This window comes from Achromobacter sp. 1012554356 (assembly GCF_059760815.1).
Map to the genome: position 1 here is coordinate 163,146 of NZ_JCBANC010000002.1, position 16,044 is coordinate 179,189.

General features: G+C 71.4%; 14 protein-coding genes. All 14 read right to left on the reverse strand.

Annotation, left to right across the window (positions count from 1 at the left end; genetic code table 11):
* Window positions 1-10: 10 nt before the first annotated feature.
* From AC6LJW_RS01755 to AC6LJW_RS01820, 14 genes are read right to left on the reverse strand one after another with little or no spacing between them, the layout of a single operon-like run.
* Window positions 11-2,113 (reverse strand): phage tail protein, encoded by a 2,103-nt coding sequence (locus tag AC6LJW_RS01755; RefSeq protein WP_498086325.1) that lies wholly within the window; start codon window positions 2,111-2,113, stop codon window positions 11-13.
* Window positions 2,110-5,271 carry a putative baseplate assembly protein gene (locus AC6LJW_RS01760; RefSeq protein WP_498086327.1) on the reverse strand — a complete coding sequence of 1,054 codons (3,162 nt, stop codon included), beginning with the start codon at window positions 5,269-5,271 and terminating at the stop codon, window positions 2,110-2,112. The genes AC6LJW_RS01755 and AC6LJW_RS01760 overlap by 4 nt, the downstream gene beginning before the upstream one ends.
* Window positions 5,268-7,724, reverse strand: coding sequence for a baseplate J/gp47 family protein (locus AC6LJW_RS01765; protein ID WP_498086328.1), 2,457 nt, complete (start codon window positions 7,722-7,724; stop codon window positions 5,268-5,270). The genes AC6LJW_RS01760 and AC6LJW_RS01765 overlap by 4 nt, the downstream gene beginning before the upstream one ends.
* Entirely contained in the window at window positions 7,721-8,083 is a 363-nt protein-coding gene (locus AC6LJW_RS01770) for a GPW/gp25 family protein (protein ID WP_056558520.1), read from the reverse strand. Before AC6LJW_RS01770 ends, AC6LJW_RS01765 begins: the two co-directional genes overlap by 4 nt.
* Before the next feature lie 12 nt (window positions 8,084-8,095).
* On the reverse strand, window positions 8,096-8,419 hold the full coding sequence (locus tag AC6LJW_RS01775; RefSeq protein ID WP_056558517.1) for a hypothetical protein: 324 nt from the start codon (window positions 8,417-8,419) through the stop codon (window positions 8,096-8,098).
* A gap of 13 nt (window positions 8,420-8,432) precedes the next feature.
* The gene (locus AC6LJW_RS01780) at window positions 8,433-8,948 is read right to left on the reverse strand and encodes a phage baseplate assembly protein V (protein WP_056558514.1); all 516 of its coding nucleotides are present in this window, start codon (window positions 8,946-8,948) and stop codon (window positions 8,433-8,435) included.
* Window positions 8,945-10,072, reverse strand: a complete 1,128-nt coding sequence (locus AC6LJW_RS01785) for a hypothetical protein (RefSeq protein WP_498086329.1) — start codon at window positions 10,070-10,072, stop codon at window positions 8,945-8,947. Before AC6LJW_RS01785 ends, AC6LJW_RS01780 begins: the two co-directional genes overlap by 4 nt.
* Window positions 10,065-10,406 (reverse strand): LysM domain-containing protein, encoded by a 342-nt coding sequence (locus AC6LJW_RS01790; RefSeq protein WP_498086330.1) that lies wholly within the window; start codon window positions 10,404-10,406, stop codon window positions 10,065-10,067. Before AC6LJW_RS01790 ends, AC6LJW_RS01785 begins: the two co-directional genes overlap by 8 nt.
* Window positions 10,403-11,056, reverse strand: a complete 654-nt coding sequence (locus AC6LJW_RS01795; RefSeq protein ID WP_056558507.1) for a hypothetical protein — start codon at window positions 11,054-11,056, stop codon at window positions 10,403-10,405. Before AC6LJW_RS01795 ends, AC6LJW_RS01790 begins: the two co-directional genes overlap by 4 nt.
* Complete coding sequence (locus tag AC6LJW_RS01800; protein WP_056558503.1) at window positions 11,053-11,322, reverse strand: hypothetical protein; 270 nt, start codon at window positions 11,320-11,322, stop codon at window positions 11,053-11,055. The genes AC6LJW_RS01795 and AC6LJW_RS01800 overlap by 4 nt, the downstream gene beginning before the upstream one ends.
* An 8-nt stretch (window positions 11,323-11,330) precedes the next feature.
* Window positions 11,331-12,476: an eCIS core domain-containing protein gene (locus AC6LJW_RS01805; protein WP_082578735.1), complete on the reverse strand. Its 1,146-nt coding sequence runs from the start codon at window positions 12,474-12,476 to the stop codon at window positions 11,331-11,333.
* 8 nt (window positions 12,477-12,484) lie between these two features.
* Window positions 12,485-12,727: a hypothetical protein gene (locus AC6LJW_RS01810; RefSeq protein ID WP_498086331.1), complete on the reverse strand. Its 243-nt coding sequence runs from the start codon at window positions 12,725-12,727 to the stop codon at window positions 12,485-12,487.
* Window positions 12,724-14,667: an ATP-binding protein gene (locus AC6LJW_RS01815; RefSeq protein ID WP_498086332.1), complete on the reverse strand. Its 1,944-nt coding sequence runs from the start codon at window positions 14,665-14,667 to the stop codon at window positions 12,724-12,726. The genes AC6LJW_RS01810 and AC6LJW_RS01815 overlap by 4 nt, the downstream gene beginning before the upstream one ends.
* Window positions 14,664-15,956: a Pvc16 family protein gene (locus AC6LJW_RS01820; protein ID WP_498086333.1), complete on the reverse strand. Its 1,293-nt coding sequence runs from the start codon at window positions 15,954-15,956 to the stop codon at window positions 14,664-14,666. Before AC6LJW_RS01820 ends, AC6LJW_RS01815 begins: the two co-directional genes overlap by 4 nt.
* Window positions 15,957-16,044: the final 88 nt, after the last annotated feature.

The window sequence follows — 16,044 nt, forward strand, 5'->3', positions numbered from 1 at the left end:
GACAGGGGGCTCAGTTCACGGGGATCAATCCCGCTTCGAGTCCGAAGCGCAGATACTCTTCCAGCGCTTGCCGCAGATTGGCTTCGCGCTGGGCTTGCAGCAGGAAATTCCAGGCGCCCATTTCGGCGCCGTTGTCCGCGCCTTCGCGGATCTCAAGCGCGCAGCCGCGCGCCAGTTGGCCGTACGCGGGCGATCCGAATTGCGTGGACGTGAACGACGGGGCCACGCGCGCCGCCGCGCGTTTTGCGGCGGCAGCGCCCAGGTCCTGCATGGCCAGGTCCGGCTGGCAGCGGTAGCGCCGCGGCGTGACCGACGGCATGGGCACGTGGCAATAGCGCACGCACCCTTCCTGGCGACGGTTGATGGCGAGCGGCCCGCCGAACAGCGTGTTGGACGCGTCGAGCCGTCCGGCCGCCACGCGCCCAAACAGTGTGCAGGCCAGGACGCGCAAGGCGCTGTCGTCCACGTCGACGGCAGCCGCGGCGCTGCCTTGCGCGTCGATCAGGCACGCGTCGAGTTCGACCGAGGCGAGCGGCGTGGCGCAGCGCACCGGCCCGCAGAGACAGCGAGTAAGGCTCAGCTCCAGTTCAGGTGCCGCGCCGCTGTGTCGCACGCCGCCGCGCGCGGGCGCCAGCGTGCAGTGGCGCAGCGCCACGGCACGCAACGCGCCTTCCAGCCGCAGGCGCCCGTCCACCAGCAGCCCGTCAAGCCGCACGCGCGTGCTGGCATTGCCGCGCAGCCGCCAATCCCCCCGCAGCACGGGCCGGCGCAGTGGGGCTGCCTCGATCGACAGATGCGTGTCGGGCAGCACCAGATCGGGGGCGATGGCTTCCGTGCCGTCGTGGTCCAGCACGATGCGCACTCGCTGGCCCGCCTGCACCGCGGTCAGCGCCGCCGCCAACGTGGGCGTTGCCGCGGAGGGCACGCGCAGTTCGATGTCGAAGGCGTCTTCGAATGCCGCGTGTGCATCATCGCTAGCCGGGACGCTGCGGTCGTACGGGCCCGCGCCGATGTCGCCGGGAAAGCCATACGCATAACGCACCTGCACCGATTGCGCCGTGACGCCGGGCGGTAGCGCAAGGCGTCCACGGCGCGGGTCCAGTCCCACCAGCACGCCGCCCGTAGCGGGAAAACTGCGGTCCGGGCGCCCGGGCTTGCGCGCCTTGACCAGCAGGGAGGCGTCGGGCCGGCGCCAGTCCTCGGGGGCGACGCCGGGAATGGGCGCCAGGTTGCAGATGACCAGATGCTCGGGCGGCACGGCCTGTCCGTCCAGCCACACCTGCACAACTGGGCCGCCGCCGCCCGCGGCAAACCACCCTTGCGGCGGCGCGTCGCCGTCGGTCAGGGCTTGGCGGCGCGCTTGCAGTTCGGCATGCAGATCGCGCCAGGACAGCGGTTCGGGCACGTTGACCGGCTCGGCCAGATGGTCGATGTCGGTCTCCGTGCGGGGCCGGTTGAACAGGGGCTGGTCGCGGCCCAAAGGGTCGATGGTATAGAAGCCGTCGCGCGTCGTGGCGGGGGCGGCGTTGCCGCGCTGCACGGTGTACGACTGCAGCCGCCACAGAAAGAGCGCGACGTTGGGCAGGTTGTAGCGCCCCGCAGGCAGCGCGCGCACGTCGGCCGTGTGCAGCTCGGCGCCGAAGGGACCATCGACCCGCTCCATCGCCCGGGAATCGCGCAGGTCCGGTGTGCGCAGCGCGTGCGGGCGCGGGTGGTTGACGTGCTGCGTGGTGGCGACGCGCTCGAAGCACTCGGACACGCGGCTGCGCCAGCCCGTGGCGTCGGCCGCCAGCTCTTCCAGCACCAGCGCGGTACCCTTGCGGCGGCGCAGCCGCAGCGTATTGGCCACCAGCGCGCGAGGCGAGAAGGCGGTGCCTACGGGGTACAGCGCGCGCACGCCGAGCAGATCGCCCAGGTACGGCACCACCCAGTCGTCGCAAGTTTCGATGAACCAGTTGTCGTAGAGCCGGTCCACGTCGGCGTCCACCAGCGCGCCCTGGCGCGCCAGCACGTCGAGCAGCGCGCGCAGCGGGCCGCCGGCCGCCGCGTCGCGCTCGCGGTAGAAGGCCGGCAGCAAGGCCATCAGCGCATCGGCATCCAGGCGGGTGTTCATGTGCGCTCCGATAACAGGATGCCAGCCGGGTTCGGGCGCAGCAGTTCGGCCGGTTGCAGGCTGTCTTGCTGCCACCGCGCGGTGCGGGCGGGCAGCGTGGCGTCGGGCCCGTTGCTGCGCCGCGCGGTGAAACGGGACAACGCCGAACCTGGCCCCGCGCTCAGCCCCGCATCCAGTCCTCCATCGAGCACCAGCGAATCCAGGTCCACCCACTGCACGCCCGGCACGCCTTGCAGCACGGACAGCACTTCCGCGCCGTGCACCGGCTGGCCGAATGCGCGCGCGGCAAAGCCAAAGGCCTCCAGCACGCGGGCGCCTGCCGCCTGCAATACCTTGGGCGTCTCGTAGCGGGGATCGATGCCCAGACCGGCCCGCAGGCCGAAATCCAGGTAGCGGCACGGCGCTACGCGCAGCGGCTGATAGGGCGGCCGCGCCCCGTCGATGGCGGCGAGCAGGTTGCGGTACAGCGCGCCGGCGGGGTCCAGCGCGGCGCCATCCTCGCCGGCGACGGTCAGATGCACGAGCCGTTGTTCCCCATCCCACAGCCACACCGCCTGCGACTTGCCGATGCCTGTGAACGCGGCGGCAAAATCCTCGAAGTCGCGCAGCGAGACGATGCGGTCCAGCGTGCGCACGCGCAGCGGCGCATTGCGCCGGGCGGCGTCGCCGGCTTCGGGATCCACGCCGCCGGTCGCGGGCGCCGGATTGACGACCGCCTTGACGCCGGGCGCTCGCGTGAGCAGCACGCTCAACTGGCCGGGCGCGACGTTTCCTTCGCGGCCCAGGCCGACGCGATAGCGCGCCTCCACGTTGCCGGAGCCGGATGGCAGGCGCGCGCCGTGCAGGCCGTCGCCGAACTGCACGGTGGCGCCGCCGCTGTCGTCCAGCCGCAGCAGATAGGCGCGATCGTCCGGCGCCAGTTCCGTGATGCGCGGCGCCTCGGTCCACAGCAGGCCATCCACGCGAACCTCCAGGCTGCTCGCCGCGCCGCTCGCCGTGGGCGCGGGCACGAACGTCAGCGGCTTTTGCTGCAGCGTGAAGCGCTGGAAGGCCCGGTTGCCGGCGCCGCTGCCCAGCACCTCGGGCTGGATGCGCATCTGCCGGCTGTCGCCGTGGCTGGCCGGCGCGACGTTGGCGTTGATGCGTACCGTGGCGGGCAGATAGGCGTGCGCCAGATCGGCGTCCAGGAGCAGCGACGTGCGGCCGCCGGCGCTGTCGTTGCGCTGGATGCGCACGATGTCGCTGGCGTCAGAAAGCGTGACGGTGGCGCGCGCACCGTCCTCGAATTCCAGATCCGCGCTGGCGCGGTCGCGCGCCACGCGCACGCTGGCCAGCGCGTCGCCGCGCAACAGCCGTTCGCGCGGCGCGATGTTGGCGGCGTCGCTCTCGTCCAGGATCAGCCCCGACACCGCCAGCACGCGCTCGTGCGGCAGGTCGGGCTCGTACGAGGCCAGCACCAGCGCATGGCCCTGCGTCAGGCCGGACGCGGGGCGCACGCCCCAATCCAGCGCGTCGGATTCGCCATAGGCGGTGGTCTCGCGCACGGCGTCGTTGAACTGTTCGCGCAGGCGTTCCCCCCGCAAGGTCAGGCGGGTGGTCGGTCCGGCAAGCGCAAAGCCCGTCCGGGCGTCGGGCCCGGCGTCGGCAATGCGGTAAAGCTCTTCATACCCCGGCATGGACAGCACGGCCCAGCCGCCGGCCACCCATTTCGGATGGACGGCATCCAGATGCACGCCGTGCACGTCGCCGGGGAACAGGCTGGCCGCGGGTATCGTCTGGCGCGCCAGGCCGGGCCCGGACCATGCGAGCGCAAGGGTGGCGTCGCCGCTGGCTTCGTAGTAGTCGATGCGGATGTCGTGCTTGCGTCCCGCCGTGAGCCGGACGCTGGCGCTGTATTCGGTGGGCGATTGCTCGCGCCACTGGTCGATGAGCAGGTTGCCGTCCACCCACAGTCGCACGCCGTCGTCGGCCGTGACGTGGAAGGTGTAGCTGCCGCTGCCCGGCGCGCGCACCCATCCGGTCCAGCGCACGCAGAAGTTGTCCGCCGGCATGCCATCGCCGGGGCCGCCCGCGGCCCACCGGAAATCCAGCTGCGGATCGGTGCGCGTCATTACCCGTTCGCTGAAGCTGCGGCCGCGGTAATACTCGCCGTACAGTCCCGACCCCGCGCCGCTTGCGCCCGGCGGATCGGAGATCTCGGCCAGCGTGTAGCCCGGCCATTGCGGGAACTGGCCGAAGGACGGTTTGGCGTCGTCGGCCATGCCCAGATAGGCCGCGCGCAGGGTGGCGGGCATGGCACGCCAGTCGGGCGCGTTGTAGCCGAACAGCCGCGATTGCGCGCGCAGCGCGTAGCAGCGAGGATTGCGGCGGGCGGGCTGCACGTGCGGGGCCGCGCTGCCCAAGCCGCGTTCCAGCGAGATCAGCGTGTAGGCGGGCGCTCCGTCTTCGCCGGGGCCCGGCGCGTACTCGCGAACCTGCGTCAGGCGGCGGAAGTCCCAGTTTTCGTTGCCCGGGTCGCGCGCGCGTTCGTCGCCGACGATCACCACGGCGTCGCCGGCCTTCAGGCGCGTGGCGGCGCCGGCCAGGCATAGTGTGCGCGCGCCGAAGCGCGGCATCGCCGGTTCGAGCCACGCCAGTTCCAGCGCGTTCCAGGCGGCGCGCGCCTCGACCGCCTGCAGGGTCTCGAATGTCTGCGCGCGTTCGTCCTGCGCGGGCACGCTTTGCGCGCGCGTCCAGGGCTCGACCCGCGCGCGCAACGGCGCGCCCGGCGCGGTTTCCAGCGAGAAAGCGAGCCACGTCGTTGCCGCCACACCGGGCCGCAGTTCATAGCCAATGGCCCGCGCCAGCGACTGCACCGAGCGGCGCTCGGTCGCGGTCCGCAGATAGCCCTCGTTGCCGATGCGCTCCTGATAGAACGCCAGCACGTCCAGCACCGCGGCCCACGCGTCGAACAGGGCGATGACGGGGTCGTCGCGGTCGCGTGTGGTCAGCGCGGCCAGCGCCGGCGATCGCGCCAGGTCCGCCGTCAGGCTGGCAAGAAAGCGGCCATGCGTGCCGATGCGCAGGCGCAAGGCGGGCTGGCCCGGCGGGTTGTCCAGGTCTGATGGCGTCAGCGCAGGCTGGCCGGCGCAGCAGCCGCAATCGGCGGGGGTTGTCATGATCCGCCCTCCACGATGAAGTCGATGCGGCCGTTCTCGGGAAAGTTCGGGTCGCCGTCGGCACGCAGCACCTCCAGTGGCGCGGCCAGCAGGCGGCCCGTGTCCAGCTCGCCCGCGGGGTCGCGGCCCCAGCGCTGGAAGCGTTCGGCCCGCGCAGATGCCACGCCCGGCACCGCCATGACGGCGCGCATCAGCGCCGACAGCGCCAGCGGCGTGCCGAAGGTGTAGCGGTCGGGATGAAAGAAGCCCGGCCGGCCCGCGCGGTCCAAGCCCGCGGTGAAGACATCGCGCAGCGCCGCTTTGACGTCCGCGGCAAAGTGGCCCGGCGCCGCGCAGACGCGCACCAGGATGTCGAGCGGCACGTGCACGGGATCGGAGAATTCCAGGTCCTGCCCGGCCAGCCGGAAGCGCTCCATGAAGGCGCGCAGCGTGGCGCGGAAGGGCGCGTCCACCGCGAGCCCGCCGCGCCGGTCCACGGTCAGGAACACGGTGTGCCAACTGCCCGTCCAACGCAGCCGGGCCGCCGCGCGCTGCACTTGCGGATGGCGCTCCGCGAGGCGCGCGTAGTCGTCGGCCGTGACCGCGCGCTCTTGCACGCGGAAGGCCTCGGGCGCGTTGAGCTTGATGGCGTCGGCCGGTTCCGGCGCCGCGCCGCCCTGCGCGGGGAGCGGATTGCGCACGCGCGCCACGCCCAGCATCAGGTCCGCATCGTCGGTGACGAGCGCGCCGATGGCCTCGGCACCCACGTTGCCCTCCGAGCCGCCGCCCAGCCGGTAGCGCGCCAGCAGGCGTTCGCCCGCAACGGGGGCGGCGCCGTAGCGGTTGTCGCCAAACCGCAGCCACGCCGCACCGTCGGTTTCCGTTTCGACGACGAACTCGCGCGCGTCACGGGCGCTGGCCAGCAGGCTGCGCTGAGGCGACCACGCCGGGCTGGCGGGGGCGGGCACGTCGCCGGGCTGATTGGCGTCGTCCGCCTGCAGCGACATGCCGCTGGGCAGTGCGCGGCGAGGGTCCTGCGCCAGCGCCGCGCCGGCGGGCAGCAGGGCGGACACGGCGAGGTCATGCCGGTAGGGTTCGGCGCAGGCCAGGCCCGGGTCAGGCAGGCGGGGGCGGTAGGGCCGCGAGGCGGGCGCGTCGCGCGCGGTCGCGGTGTCTGGTTGCAACGGCGTCCAGTCGCGCTGCATGCCGTGGTCGGCCAGGACAACGTTGCCGCGCGCCACGGATACCGCCCGCTTGACCAGCGCGCCGCCGTCGTCGAATTCGCGGCTGACGCACAGCGGAAACGGCAGCGCGTCGTCCGGATGCCAGGCGATCAGCAGGAGGTCGGTGCCGGTCAGGTCGTCGCGGCCGGCGCGGGTTTCGGTCAGGCGCACGGCCACGCGATGCGTGCGGTCCGCGTCGGCCTTGCGGCCCGTCAACGGGTCGATCGTTTCTTCGAACACCAGCACGTCGCCGGGGGCAAGCGCCAGCGGCGGATCGTTCATCAGCGCCGCCTGCGTCTGGCCGCGCGGCAGGCAGTAGGCGGGATCGGCGAAGTCATGCAGAAATATGCGGCTGTGTGCGGCGTGCAGCGTCAGGTCGTGCAGCGTCTCGAACACTTCGATGCCGGCCGCGGGCAGCCCGTCCAGCGCGTCGCGGCGGCGCACGGGCGCGGCAAGCGCGGCTTCGGGCGCGCTGGTCAAAAGCGGCGTGCCTGCCGGTATGACCTTGCCGTCGCCCTGCGCATTCGCTTCAACGGCGACGAACACGCGCGCGTTGCAGCCGTCATGCAATGGGTAGTCCAGGAGACGCGCATGGCGCCGCAGCGAGGTCCGGCGGCGCGCGGTGTCCAGATAGGCCTCGGTGGCGGCGGCGTCCTGCGCATAGGAAAGATGGTCGGCCACGTAGGCCAGCGTTTCCACGAGCGCCACGGTGAAATCGGCGGGATTGCGCTCGGTGAAGTCGGGCATGCTCTGCGACAGGCGGTCCAGCATCAGCCGCCGGAAGCTCTCGTAATCCTTGGCCAGGTAATCGAGCAGCGGCTCTGGCTGCGCGGGCGCATCGCACGTGTGCGCATCGGCGCAGTCGAATTCCGACGGGCAGCCCGCCTTGAAGTTGATCTCGATGGTGGACAGGCACAGGTCAAAGCCCGGCGCCGGCGCATCGGGATCGGCCGGGTTGACGAGGGCGAGCGTGTACCAAGAGAAGTCGCCGGCCTTGTCCACGGTCAGCCGGATCTCGTTGCCCGACAGCACCGGGTCCGCGGCCAGCGCGATGCCGCGGATGCGCGCGCCGCCTTCGATACGCACGTGGGCGCGACCGATGCCGGACACCGGATGCGCGCACACCACGCGCACCGTGCGCTGGTCGGCCGCGTCGATCTCCACGAAGGCAATGCCGTTGTCGCCGGGCGGCTGCTGGGCGCGCAGCAGTTGCAGCCGGCGCGGGTTGGCGCTGCGGAACTGGCGGTTCATGGCAGATCCCGCGTAAAGCGCGCCAGCCGCCGTTGCTGGCCCTGGCGCAGCACGTACTGCACGTCGACCTGCAGGGTCGCATCGCGGTGCGCGACGTTGACGGATTCCACCGCGATGCGCTCGCCCAGCCACTGCTGCAACGCGCCCTGCACGCTCATCTGCACGGCGGCGGCCAGGGTGTCGCTGTTGGGCGCGAACACCAGTTGCAGCAGCCCGCAGCCGAAGTCCGGCCGGTTGACGCGCTCGCCCGGCACGGTGAACAGCACCTGCTCGATCATGTCGCGCACGTGCGTGGCGTCGTCGGCGTTGCGGCTGCGGCCGCGCGCGTCGGGTTCGAACGGAAAGCGCAGGATGGCCATGGCGCTTCGTCCTTAGATGCCCACGACGCGCGCCTGCGCCTGCAGCGCCAGCATCGGCGTGCCGGTGGGCATGCAGATCGACGAGCCCGCCTGCAGCGCGGCCGGCAGCCCGCCGATCAGCACGCGCGTCGCGCCGGCGAGCCACATGCCGGTGATGCAGGGGCCGTTGCCCGACGGTGGCGGCGGAAACGTGCAGCCGGCGATGGAATACGTCGACAGGATGGTCACGGCCGGCTGGCCCGACAGCAGCACACGCGGATTGGGCGACGTCGGAATGGCCTGGCCGCCGTGCGAACACTGCACGGTGGCGCCGAGATGCAGCAGGGGTCCGGGCATGCTCTTAGCCTCCTCAGGTCACCGTCAGGGCGCCCTGGTTGATGTTGACGGCCGGGCCGGCAAGCATCACCGTCGCGCCCTGGCCGTTGGACAGCGTGATGCCCACATCGCTGATCGAGATCATCGCGCCCGTCTTGGTCTTGAGCAGGATGCCGCCAGTGGGGCCCGGCAGATCGGAAATCATCAGCGTGTTCTGCCCGCCGGTCTGCAGCACGATGCTGGGCGACACAGGCAGGCCGGCCAGCGCCAACGCGGGGACTTCGGCGGCCGATCCCCAGAATCCGCCGACCCAGATCGGGTAGTCGGGCTTGCCCTGTTCAAACTCCACCCACACGCCCGAACTGACCTGCGGCACGACGAACACGCCGCTCTGCTGACCGGCGAACGGCACGCAGGGCATCGCCCAGCTTGAGACGCCCAGGCCCAGCACGTCGGGCACCTGCACCTGGATGCGGCCCATCTGCATGGGATCGACGTTGTTGATCACCACACCGCGGAATTTGCCGTAGTGGCGTTGGGGTTCTGTCATGGGGGCACCAGAGGCAGGGTCGAGATCAGGCCGTTGCGGGCCAGCGAGAATTGCTGCCGGAATTCGCCCGCCTTGAGCGAGCTGTCGACGCGCTTGACGTAGTACAGGCCATCGAACGCCAGCCCCGCGCCGCGCACGCCCACCAGCTGGCGCGACTTGAGCACGTGGCCGTAGCGCAGCACGTTGAGCGATCCGTCGGCGGTCACCGCGTCGGCGGTGGTGCCGGCGGCCATGGCCAGGCCGCGGCCCAGCGCGGCGGCCGGCGACAGTTTGGCGGTGTCCTTGAGCAGCGTCAGCCCCTTGGCCAGCGGCGGCAGCAGGCCCAGCGGCGGACTGGTCAGGCTGACGTCGGGGACGGGCAGCGGAATCGGAAACTTGGTCAGCGGATTCTGGATGAAGATGACCGGCAGCGCGGCATCCGACTGGTTCACCGCGAACGACAGCGACTCGACATTGCTGTGCACGTCCATGCCCAGGTTGAGCGCGGGCTGCACCTGTCCCAGCCGGATCTCCGGTCCCCAGTACGCCACGTTGGCGCCGGGCAGCGGACCGGGCTCGATGTAGAACACGTGGCCCACTTCCCGCGCAAGCTGGCGCACGTACGCCAGGTCCGTGCCTTCGTGCAGCGGAATGCGTTCCACCGGAATCGGCACGTCCGTGAAGGGCGACGGCACGATCAGCGGCAGCATGCCGTACAGCGCGTAGCGGCCGATGATCGCAGCGACGCGCGCGGGCGGCGGCATGGCGGGGTAGGGCAGGCCGCTCATGTCCTGCTTGTCCATCGCCACGGTCAGGTCTTCGCCGGTGACGGTCAGGCGCGATTGGCCGGGCGCGTTGCCGTCCGTGATCTCCTGGCGCGTGACCAGCCCGTCCATCAGCACGGTGGGCAGCCCATTCAGCGTGGCGATCAGGATGACGCGCAGCCACGGCACCTGGCCGCCGGCGATCACCAGCAGCGTATGCAGCGGCGAACGGTTGCTGACGGAGAACGTAAGCTGAAATCCGCCCGGGCCGTCCGCGGACGACGACACCTCGACGCGCTCCAGACCGTCCATGATGGGACGGGGCGCGGGCACCGGCAGGCCGGGGCCGACAAGCAGCGTCAGGTGTACGCCGCTAAGCATCGCTGCCCCCGAATGGAGCGCCGAATGCAGCACCCAACGCGGCGGGAAGCGTCACGCGCAGGCTGCGCCCGGGCACTTCCAGCGCTGCCGGACGCGGTGCGTCATTGCCGTCCGCCAGGCGCCAGAACTGCAGCGGATCGCCCAGCGCGGCGGCCGCCAGCCGGTCCAGCCGGTCGCCCGGGGCCACCGCGACCTCGCCCACCGCGGTAAGCGCCGCCGGGTCCGGCAGAAAGCGGCGGCGCAGGTGGACGAGCGGCCGGCCGTCCGGCCCGGGCATTTCCGCTGTGGGCACGTCGTGGTACCGGCTGTTGGCGGGAAAACGCTGCACGCTCATGGCAGGGACTCCAGTCCGACGGAACCCAGGTCGCCAAGACCGGCCAGCGCAGCCAGCCGTTCCTTGCGCTGCTGATACACCAGGTACAGATGTCCACCCTTGTCGCCAAAGCCCAGATCGCCCACGTGCAGCACGCGCAAACCCAGCGACACCTTCGCGCGGATGGGATTGAGCCGCGCGTCGAAGGCCTCTTCGGTAATCGAGAAATCAGTCACGCGCACCGGCACCACGCGTTCGCGGCTCCACACGAACAGGCTCAGCGGCGCGACCGTGGGCGCGATCTCCAGCGTTCCCAGGTTGGCAATCTGGTTGTTGCGAATGAGGGCAGCGCTGTCCGGATAGACAATTGTTTCCAGCGCGGCCAGCTGCGCGTGGATGCCGGTGTCGCGCGCCTGCGGATGGTCGTCGGGAAATTCGAGCTGATCGGTGGCGTCCAGTTCGGCGTCCAGCCGGATCGTTTCCGCGGGCGGCCCTTTCAAGCGCAACGGCTCGCCCGCCGCGCCGCCGTCGTCTACGCTCTGCGGCTGAAGCGATCGCGTGAGCGTCTCGGGGTTGTATTGCAGCGAAATCACGCGCTGCACCGCCCCGCTGGCGGGATCGATCAGGATGATGCCGCCGCGCAGCAGGCGGGGCGAAAGCGGTCCGCTCATGGGTAGGCCTGCGGTTCCGCGGCGTTGCGCACGGCGGTGATGCGCTGCGCGCCCACCAGCGCTTCCGGCCAGTGGCGCGCCGCGCTGAAGAGGTCGGGGCGGTAGTCGAATTCCAGCACGAAGCGTGACACCGGCACCCGCGCCACGCAGTCCAGTTCGACGGCGCGCAGCTTGCCCGGCGGTTCGTCGACCATCGTGACGTCGGCGTAGCGCGTCTGGCACAGATCCAGCACCTCGCCCACGGTCTTGCCAATCCAGTCTTCCATGGCGGCTCCTAGATCAGGTTCATGTTCTTGGGCACGGCGCTGGCCTCATCCGGCCGGCAGGCCCGATAAAAGCAGATGCCGCAGCCGTCGACCGAGGCTCGCACCGCGGTCTCGACCTTGGCCTGGAACGTGCCGGTGGCCGCGGCAAACGCGTCGTTCCAGCGTGTCTTGAAATCGACGCTGCGCTTGCGGCAGTCGTACACGGCCTCGTAGTCCTGCATGTTCAGCGCGTAGTTGCAGCTGCCGGCGCCGATGTACTTCACCCAGCCCTGGCTGCCGGCCATGAAGTTGGCCACGTCGGCGCCGGAGAATGCGACGCCCAGCTTGGACCCTTCGGAACTGCTGTACGGATGCGTGTGATACGTGCCGAGCGTGTAGTCGCCCTTTTTCTCGGCGGGCAGGCTGATGCTGCCGCCGCCGCCCGAGCCGGTGCGGATGACGCGCTTGCCGTCCTTGTCGGACACGATGCGCCCGCCATGCTCCTGCACGGTGTCGCCGCCGTGGCCGGACTTGGACCAGGCCTCGTTGACCGCGGCATACACGTCATCCGGCATGGTGTGCGTGGTGGGGCATTTGCGCGCCTCGGCTTCGGCCACGCGCAGGTCGCCCATGCCGGCGCGCTGCACGGTCTGCGCCATGCCCGGCGCCGCATTGGGCCGTGACAGGCTGCGCGCGGCGCGGTCGGCTTCCGCTTCCAGCGGCGAGTGAGACGGGCCCAGTTCCAGCGGCAGCCCGGGGCGGTAGCGCCCCTGCTGCTGCACGACGTGCGCCAGTTCGTGCGCCAGCAGGTCGCGGCCCTGGCGTGTGCCCGGCGCGTAGCGGCCGGCGCCAAAGGCCACATGCGGGCCGACGGTGTAGGCCTGCGCATCCAGCGCGCGCGCCGAATCCGCCGCCCGCGCATCGGCGTGGATGCGCACGCGCCCGAAATCGTGGCCGTAGCGCCGCTCGAATTCCATCCGGTCGGCGGTGGCCAGCGGCTGGCCCGCGCTGCGCAGCACGTCTTCGACCTGCTCGGGCACGGCCGTCCTTGCACGGCCGGCAGCCAACGAGGCGCACTTCGACTTGCCGCCGCAACCGCAGGCGCATCGCCGCATCACCAGGCGCGAGCGCGGCGGCGATGTGTCGGGCCGGGGCGTGAACAAAGACGTTCTCATGGCACGGCTCAATGCTTCAGATGAAACGTGTCGGCGATGGCGCGGCCCGCCTGCGTGCCGGCCTGCGCCGGTTGCGCGCCGTCCGCCACGGTGCGCACCTGCTCCGCATTGGCATCGGTGACCGCGCCACCGTTCAGCGCCGCGCGCCGGACCAGCTCGTGGACCAGGGCGGCAACGAACGCGTTGCGTTGAGCCGCGTCATGGCTCGGCAGGCTGAGCGCGCGGATATGCAGGTGAATTGCGGATTTCATGGCCATCCTCTCGTTTCGGCGTCGGCCAGCGGCCGTTCCCGTTTGGCGGCTTCGGCGTGCGCGGCTTGCAGCACGTGAGCCATGGTGACTTCGGAGCCGGCATCGGCGGCCAGGAAGGCCGCGTTCAGCGCGACGTTGCGGATGCTGCCGCCCGTCAGGTTCAGGCGCGCCAGTTGGCGCGGATCGAGATCGCGAGTCGGCGTGGCGGCCGGGAACACGCCGCGCCAGATCCGCGCGCGCTGGTCCAGGTCAGGAAACGGAAACTGCACGACAAAGCGCAGCCGTCGCAGGAAGGCGTTGTCCAGGTTGGACTTCAGATTGGTGGTCAGCACCGCGAGGCCCCGGTACGACTCCATGCGTTGCAGCAGGTAGCTGATTTCGATGTTGGCGTAGCGGTCGTGGCTGTCCTTGACCTCCGAACGCTTGCCGAAGAGCGCGTCCGCCTCGTCGAACAGCAGGATCGCGCCGCCGTCTTCCGCGGCCTCGAACAGGCGCCGCAGATTCTTTTCGGTCTCGCCGATGTACTTGCTGACCACGGCGGATAGATCGATGCGGTACAGGTCCAGCCCGGTCTCGCGGGCCAGGGCCTCGGCGGCCATGGTCTTGCCCGTGCCGCTTTCGCCGGTGAACAGGGTGGCAAGGCCCAGGCCCCGCGACTGCGCAGCTGCAAAGCCCCAATCCTGGTGGACGCGATAGCGCTGGCGCAGATGGGCCGCGATCTGGCGCAGCACCGCGCGCTGCGGCTCGGGGAGCACCAGGTCGTCCCAGCCTGCCGACGGTGTCAGGCGCTGCGCCAAGCCGTCCAGCTTGCGGCGGCTGGCCTGCGCGCAGCCCTGCCACAGTAAGGCGGCCGGATCGGCGCCGGTCTCCTGCAACGCCGGCGCCAGCGCGGCGGCGGTGCGCTGCAAGGTTCGCGAGTCCAGGCCGAACTGGCTGGCCGCCTGGTCCACGGCATCGCCCACGCGCGCGGCGGCCTGCGGGCCCAAAGCCTGCCGCCACAGGGTTCTGCGGTCGGCCTCTTGCGGCCGGGACACCGCGCATGGACGCGAGGCCACGCGCAGCATGACGGGCTCGCGCACGCCCACGAGGCACAATCCGCCGGCCTGTTCCACCAGATGCCGCGCCGCCGGCGTCAGTCCCTCCGAGGCGTCGACGTACAGGGCGGCGCCCAGCAGCACGGCCTCGCGCTGCCAGAGCGTCAGGATCGCATTGCGTTCGGCGGCGTCCGCCGGGACGTCTTCGGCCTGCAGCGTCAGACACGCGAGGCCCGCGGCATGCGCGGCGCGCGCCGCCACGTCTTCCTGCGCGCCGGGGTCGTCGCCTTCCAGCACGAACACCGGCAGCGGCGTGCCCTGCGCGTCGGCGACCTGCGCGGCGATGTGCTGCGCCGCCGCCTCGTGCGCGGACGCGGCGTGCGGCAGGGGCAGCGCCGGCCGCAACAGCGGGCGCAGACGCGCGTCAGGTTCGTTCAGGCCGGCCAGATAATGCAGCACGCGTTCGTCGATGCGCAGCCGCGCGGTGCTCAGATCCGCCGTGTCGTCCACGTCCAGCAGGCGCCAGCGGCGCAGCGGACGCTGCGGCGACAGGGCGCTCCAATGCGCGCCTTCCAGCTCGGCCAGGGCCAGCGCAAAGCTGGCATGGCGCTGGTTTCCGGTCCGTCCGTTCGCGTGGGCGCAGAGGTCGGCCAGCACTGCGTCCATCTCGATTCCGGCGCACAGCAGCAGCAGGTCGCGCTCGAACGCCGACAGGCCGAAGGTGGCCGTCAACTGGTCGATGGCCGAGTCGCCGTCCAGCGCGGCGCGCGCCTGCGCAAGCTGCTGCGCGCCGTGGCGCGGCGGCCGGCTGCCGGGCTTGCGCAGCCGTGTGCGCAGCCGCGCGAACTCGGCGGCCATCAATTGCTGGTTGGCTTCGATCCAGTCGGTGGGCGCGCGCGCGTTCATGGCAGCTCGATCTGGCGGTCTAGATATCGGACGGGGCCCGCTTCGCGGTCCACCAGCGGGCTTTCGATGCCGTCCACCCGCAGCCGCGCCAGAAAGCGCGTGCCGGCGGGCGGCGCGTCGCGCCATTCGAAGATGAGCGCGCTGGCGGGCGCGGCGGCGGGTTCAGCGGGCAGCTCCCGGTCGCCCAGCAGCAGGCTGGCCGCCTGGCCGGGCAGGAGGGGCGGTGCGATCCCCAGCGTGATGCGCACCGTGCCCGCGTTGCGCGTCGCGGCTGCCGGCGGCAGTACGGGCTCGGGCGCCAGCACCAGGGCCAACTGATTGCTGTCGCGCCGCAGGCCGGTATCGGTGGCCTGCATCGTGGCATGCACGCGGTACATGCCGACCGGCAGGTCCGCGGGCATCGTCAGCCGCACCCAGGCGTCCGTGCCCGCCTCGACGGCAATGGTGCGTTCGGCGTCCAGCGTCGTATGGCGCAGCGTCACGGCGCGCGCCAGGCCGTCCAGATGATGGCCCAGCAACGTCACGGCGCCGCCCGGCACGGCAACCGGCTGCTTGCCGGCTGGTTGCACGGACAACAGCGTGGGCAGCGGCGGCGTGAGGCCCGGGAACACCAGCACGCCCCGGTCGCGCGGCGTGCCGGGGATGGCTTCCCCGCGTGTCAGCACGGGCAGCGCGCCGCGTGCGGGCCGCCGGGATTCGATCAGCACCACCGACACTTGGAACGCGGCGGTTGGCCGGTAGTGCGCCTGCAGCGCGGACCACAGGCGCGACATCTCTTCGGCGCCCAGCGCTGACGGCGTGATCTTCAACAGCTCGATCTGGCTGGCCAGGTCCGCGCTGCGCAGGCTTTGGTACACGGTGGGCAGGATGGCGCCATCGACCACGTCCGGATCCAGCGCGCGGCGCACGGCCTCGCGCGGCAGCACGGCGGATTCATGCAGCAATTGCAGCGCATAGCCAAGCAGCACTTCCGCTTGCAGTTCGGCGCGGCCATACGCGGTCAGCAGATAGTGCAGGTCCAGGGCCAGCGGCGGATTGGCGATGCGCTCGCCTGCCGGATCGCGCGACGGCAGCGCGGCGTTGCGCCACGCGGCGTTGGGCGTGACCTGATGCAGGAACAGGTTCAGTTGCGGGTCTTCCTGGTTGTCCAGCGACACCGCGTCGGGCGCCAGCGCGGACACCTTGACGCCCGCGCCCAGCGCGTCCGTGACGGCGTGGTCGATCATGCCCGAGTCGAGCAGGTCCTTGATGACGGCGGTCACCGCCGCGATCGCCAGCGCGTTGCTCATGGCAGCCCCGTGCGTCTGGCGGTCAGGTAGGCGCGCAGCGACAGCGCGCTGGAGCGCGGGGCGGCCGGGACCGCGCGCTGTCGCTGCG

Excerpts from the sequence above, each read along its gene's own strand:
- AC6LJW_RS01755 (WP_498086325.1), bottom strand. The coding sequence starts at position 2,113 with ATGAACACCCGCCTGGATGCCGATGCGCTGATGGCCTTGCTGCCGGCC.
- AC6LJW_RS01760 (WP_498086327.1), bottom strand. The coding sequence starts at position 5,271 with ATGACAACCCCCGCCGATTGCGGCTGCTGCGCCGGCCAGCCTGCGCTG.
- AC6LJW_RS01765 (WP_498086328.1), bottom strand. The coding sequence starts at position 7,724 with ATGAACCGCCAGTTCCGCAGCGCCAACCCGCGCCGGCTGCAACTGCTG.
- AC6LJW_RS01770 (WP_056558520.1), bottom strand. The coding sequence starts at position 8,083 with ATGGCCATCCTGCGCTTTCCGTTCGAACCCGACGCGCGCGGCCGCAGC.
- AC6LJW_RS01775 (WP_056558517.1), bottom strand. The coding sequence starts at position 8,419 with ATGCCCGGACCCCTGCTGCATCTCGGCGCCACCGTGCAGTGTTCGCAC.
- AC6LJW_RS01780 (WP_056558514.1), bottom strand. The coding sequence starts at position 8,948 with ATGACAGAACCCCAACGCCACTACGGCAAATTCCGCGGTGTGGTGATC.
- AC6LJW_RS01785 (WP_498086329.1), bottom strand. The coding sequence starts at position 10,072 with ATGCTTAGCGGCGTACACCTGACGCTGCTTGTCGGCCCCGGCCTGCCG.
- AC6LJW_RS01790 (WP_498086330.1), bottom strand. The coding sequence starts at position 10,406 with ATGAGCGTGCAGCGTTTTCCCGCCAACAGCCGGTACCACGACGTGCCC.
- AC6LJW_RS01795 (WP_056558507.1), bottom strand. The coding sequence starts at position 11,056 with ATGAGCGGACCGCTTTCGCCCCGCCTGCTGCGCGGCGGCATCATCCTG.
- AC6LJW_RS01800 (WP_056558503.1), bottom strand. The coding sequence starts at position 11,322 with ATGGAAGACTGGATTGGCAAGACCGTGGGCGAGGTGCTGGATCTGTGC.
- AC6LJW_RS01805 (WP_082578735.1), bottom strand. The coding sequence starts at position 12,476 with ATGAGAACGTCTTTGTTCACGCCCCGGCCCGACACATCGCCGCCGCGC.
- AC6LJW_RS01810 (WP_498086331.1), bottom strand. The coding sequence starts at position 12,727 with ATGAAATCCGCAATTCACCTGCATATCCGCGCGCTCAGCCTGCCGAGC.
- AC6LJW_RS01815 (WP_498086332.1), bottom strand. The coding sequence starts at position 14,667 with ATGAACGCGCGCGCGCCCACCGACTGGATCGAAGCCAACCAGCAATTG.
- AC6LJW_RS01820 (WP_498086333.1), bottom strand. The coding sequence starts at position 15,956 with ATGAGCAACGCGCTGGCGATCGCGGCGGTGACCGCCGTCATCAAGGAC.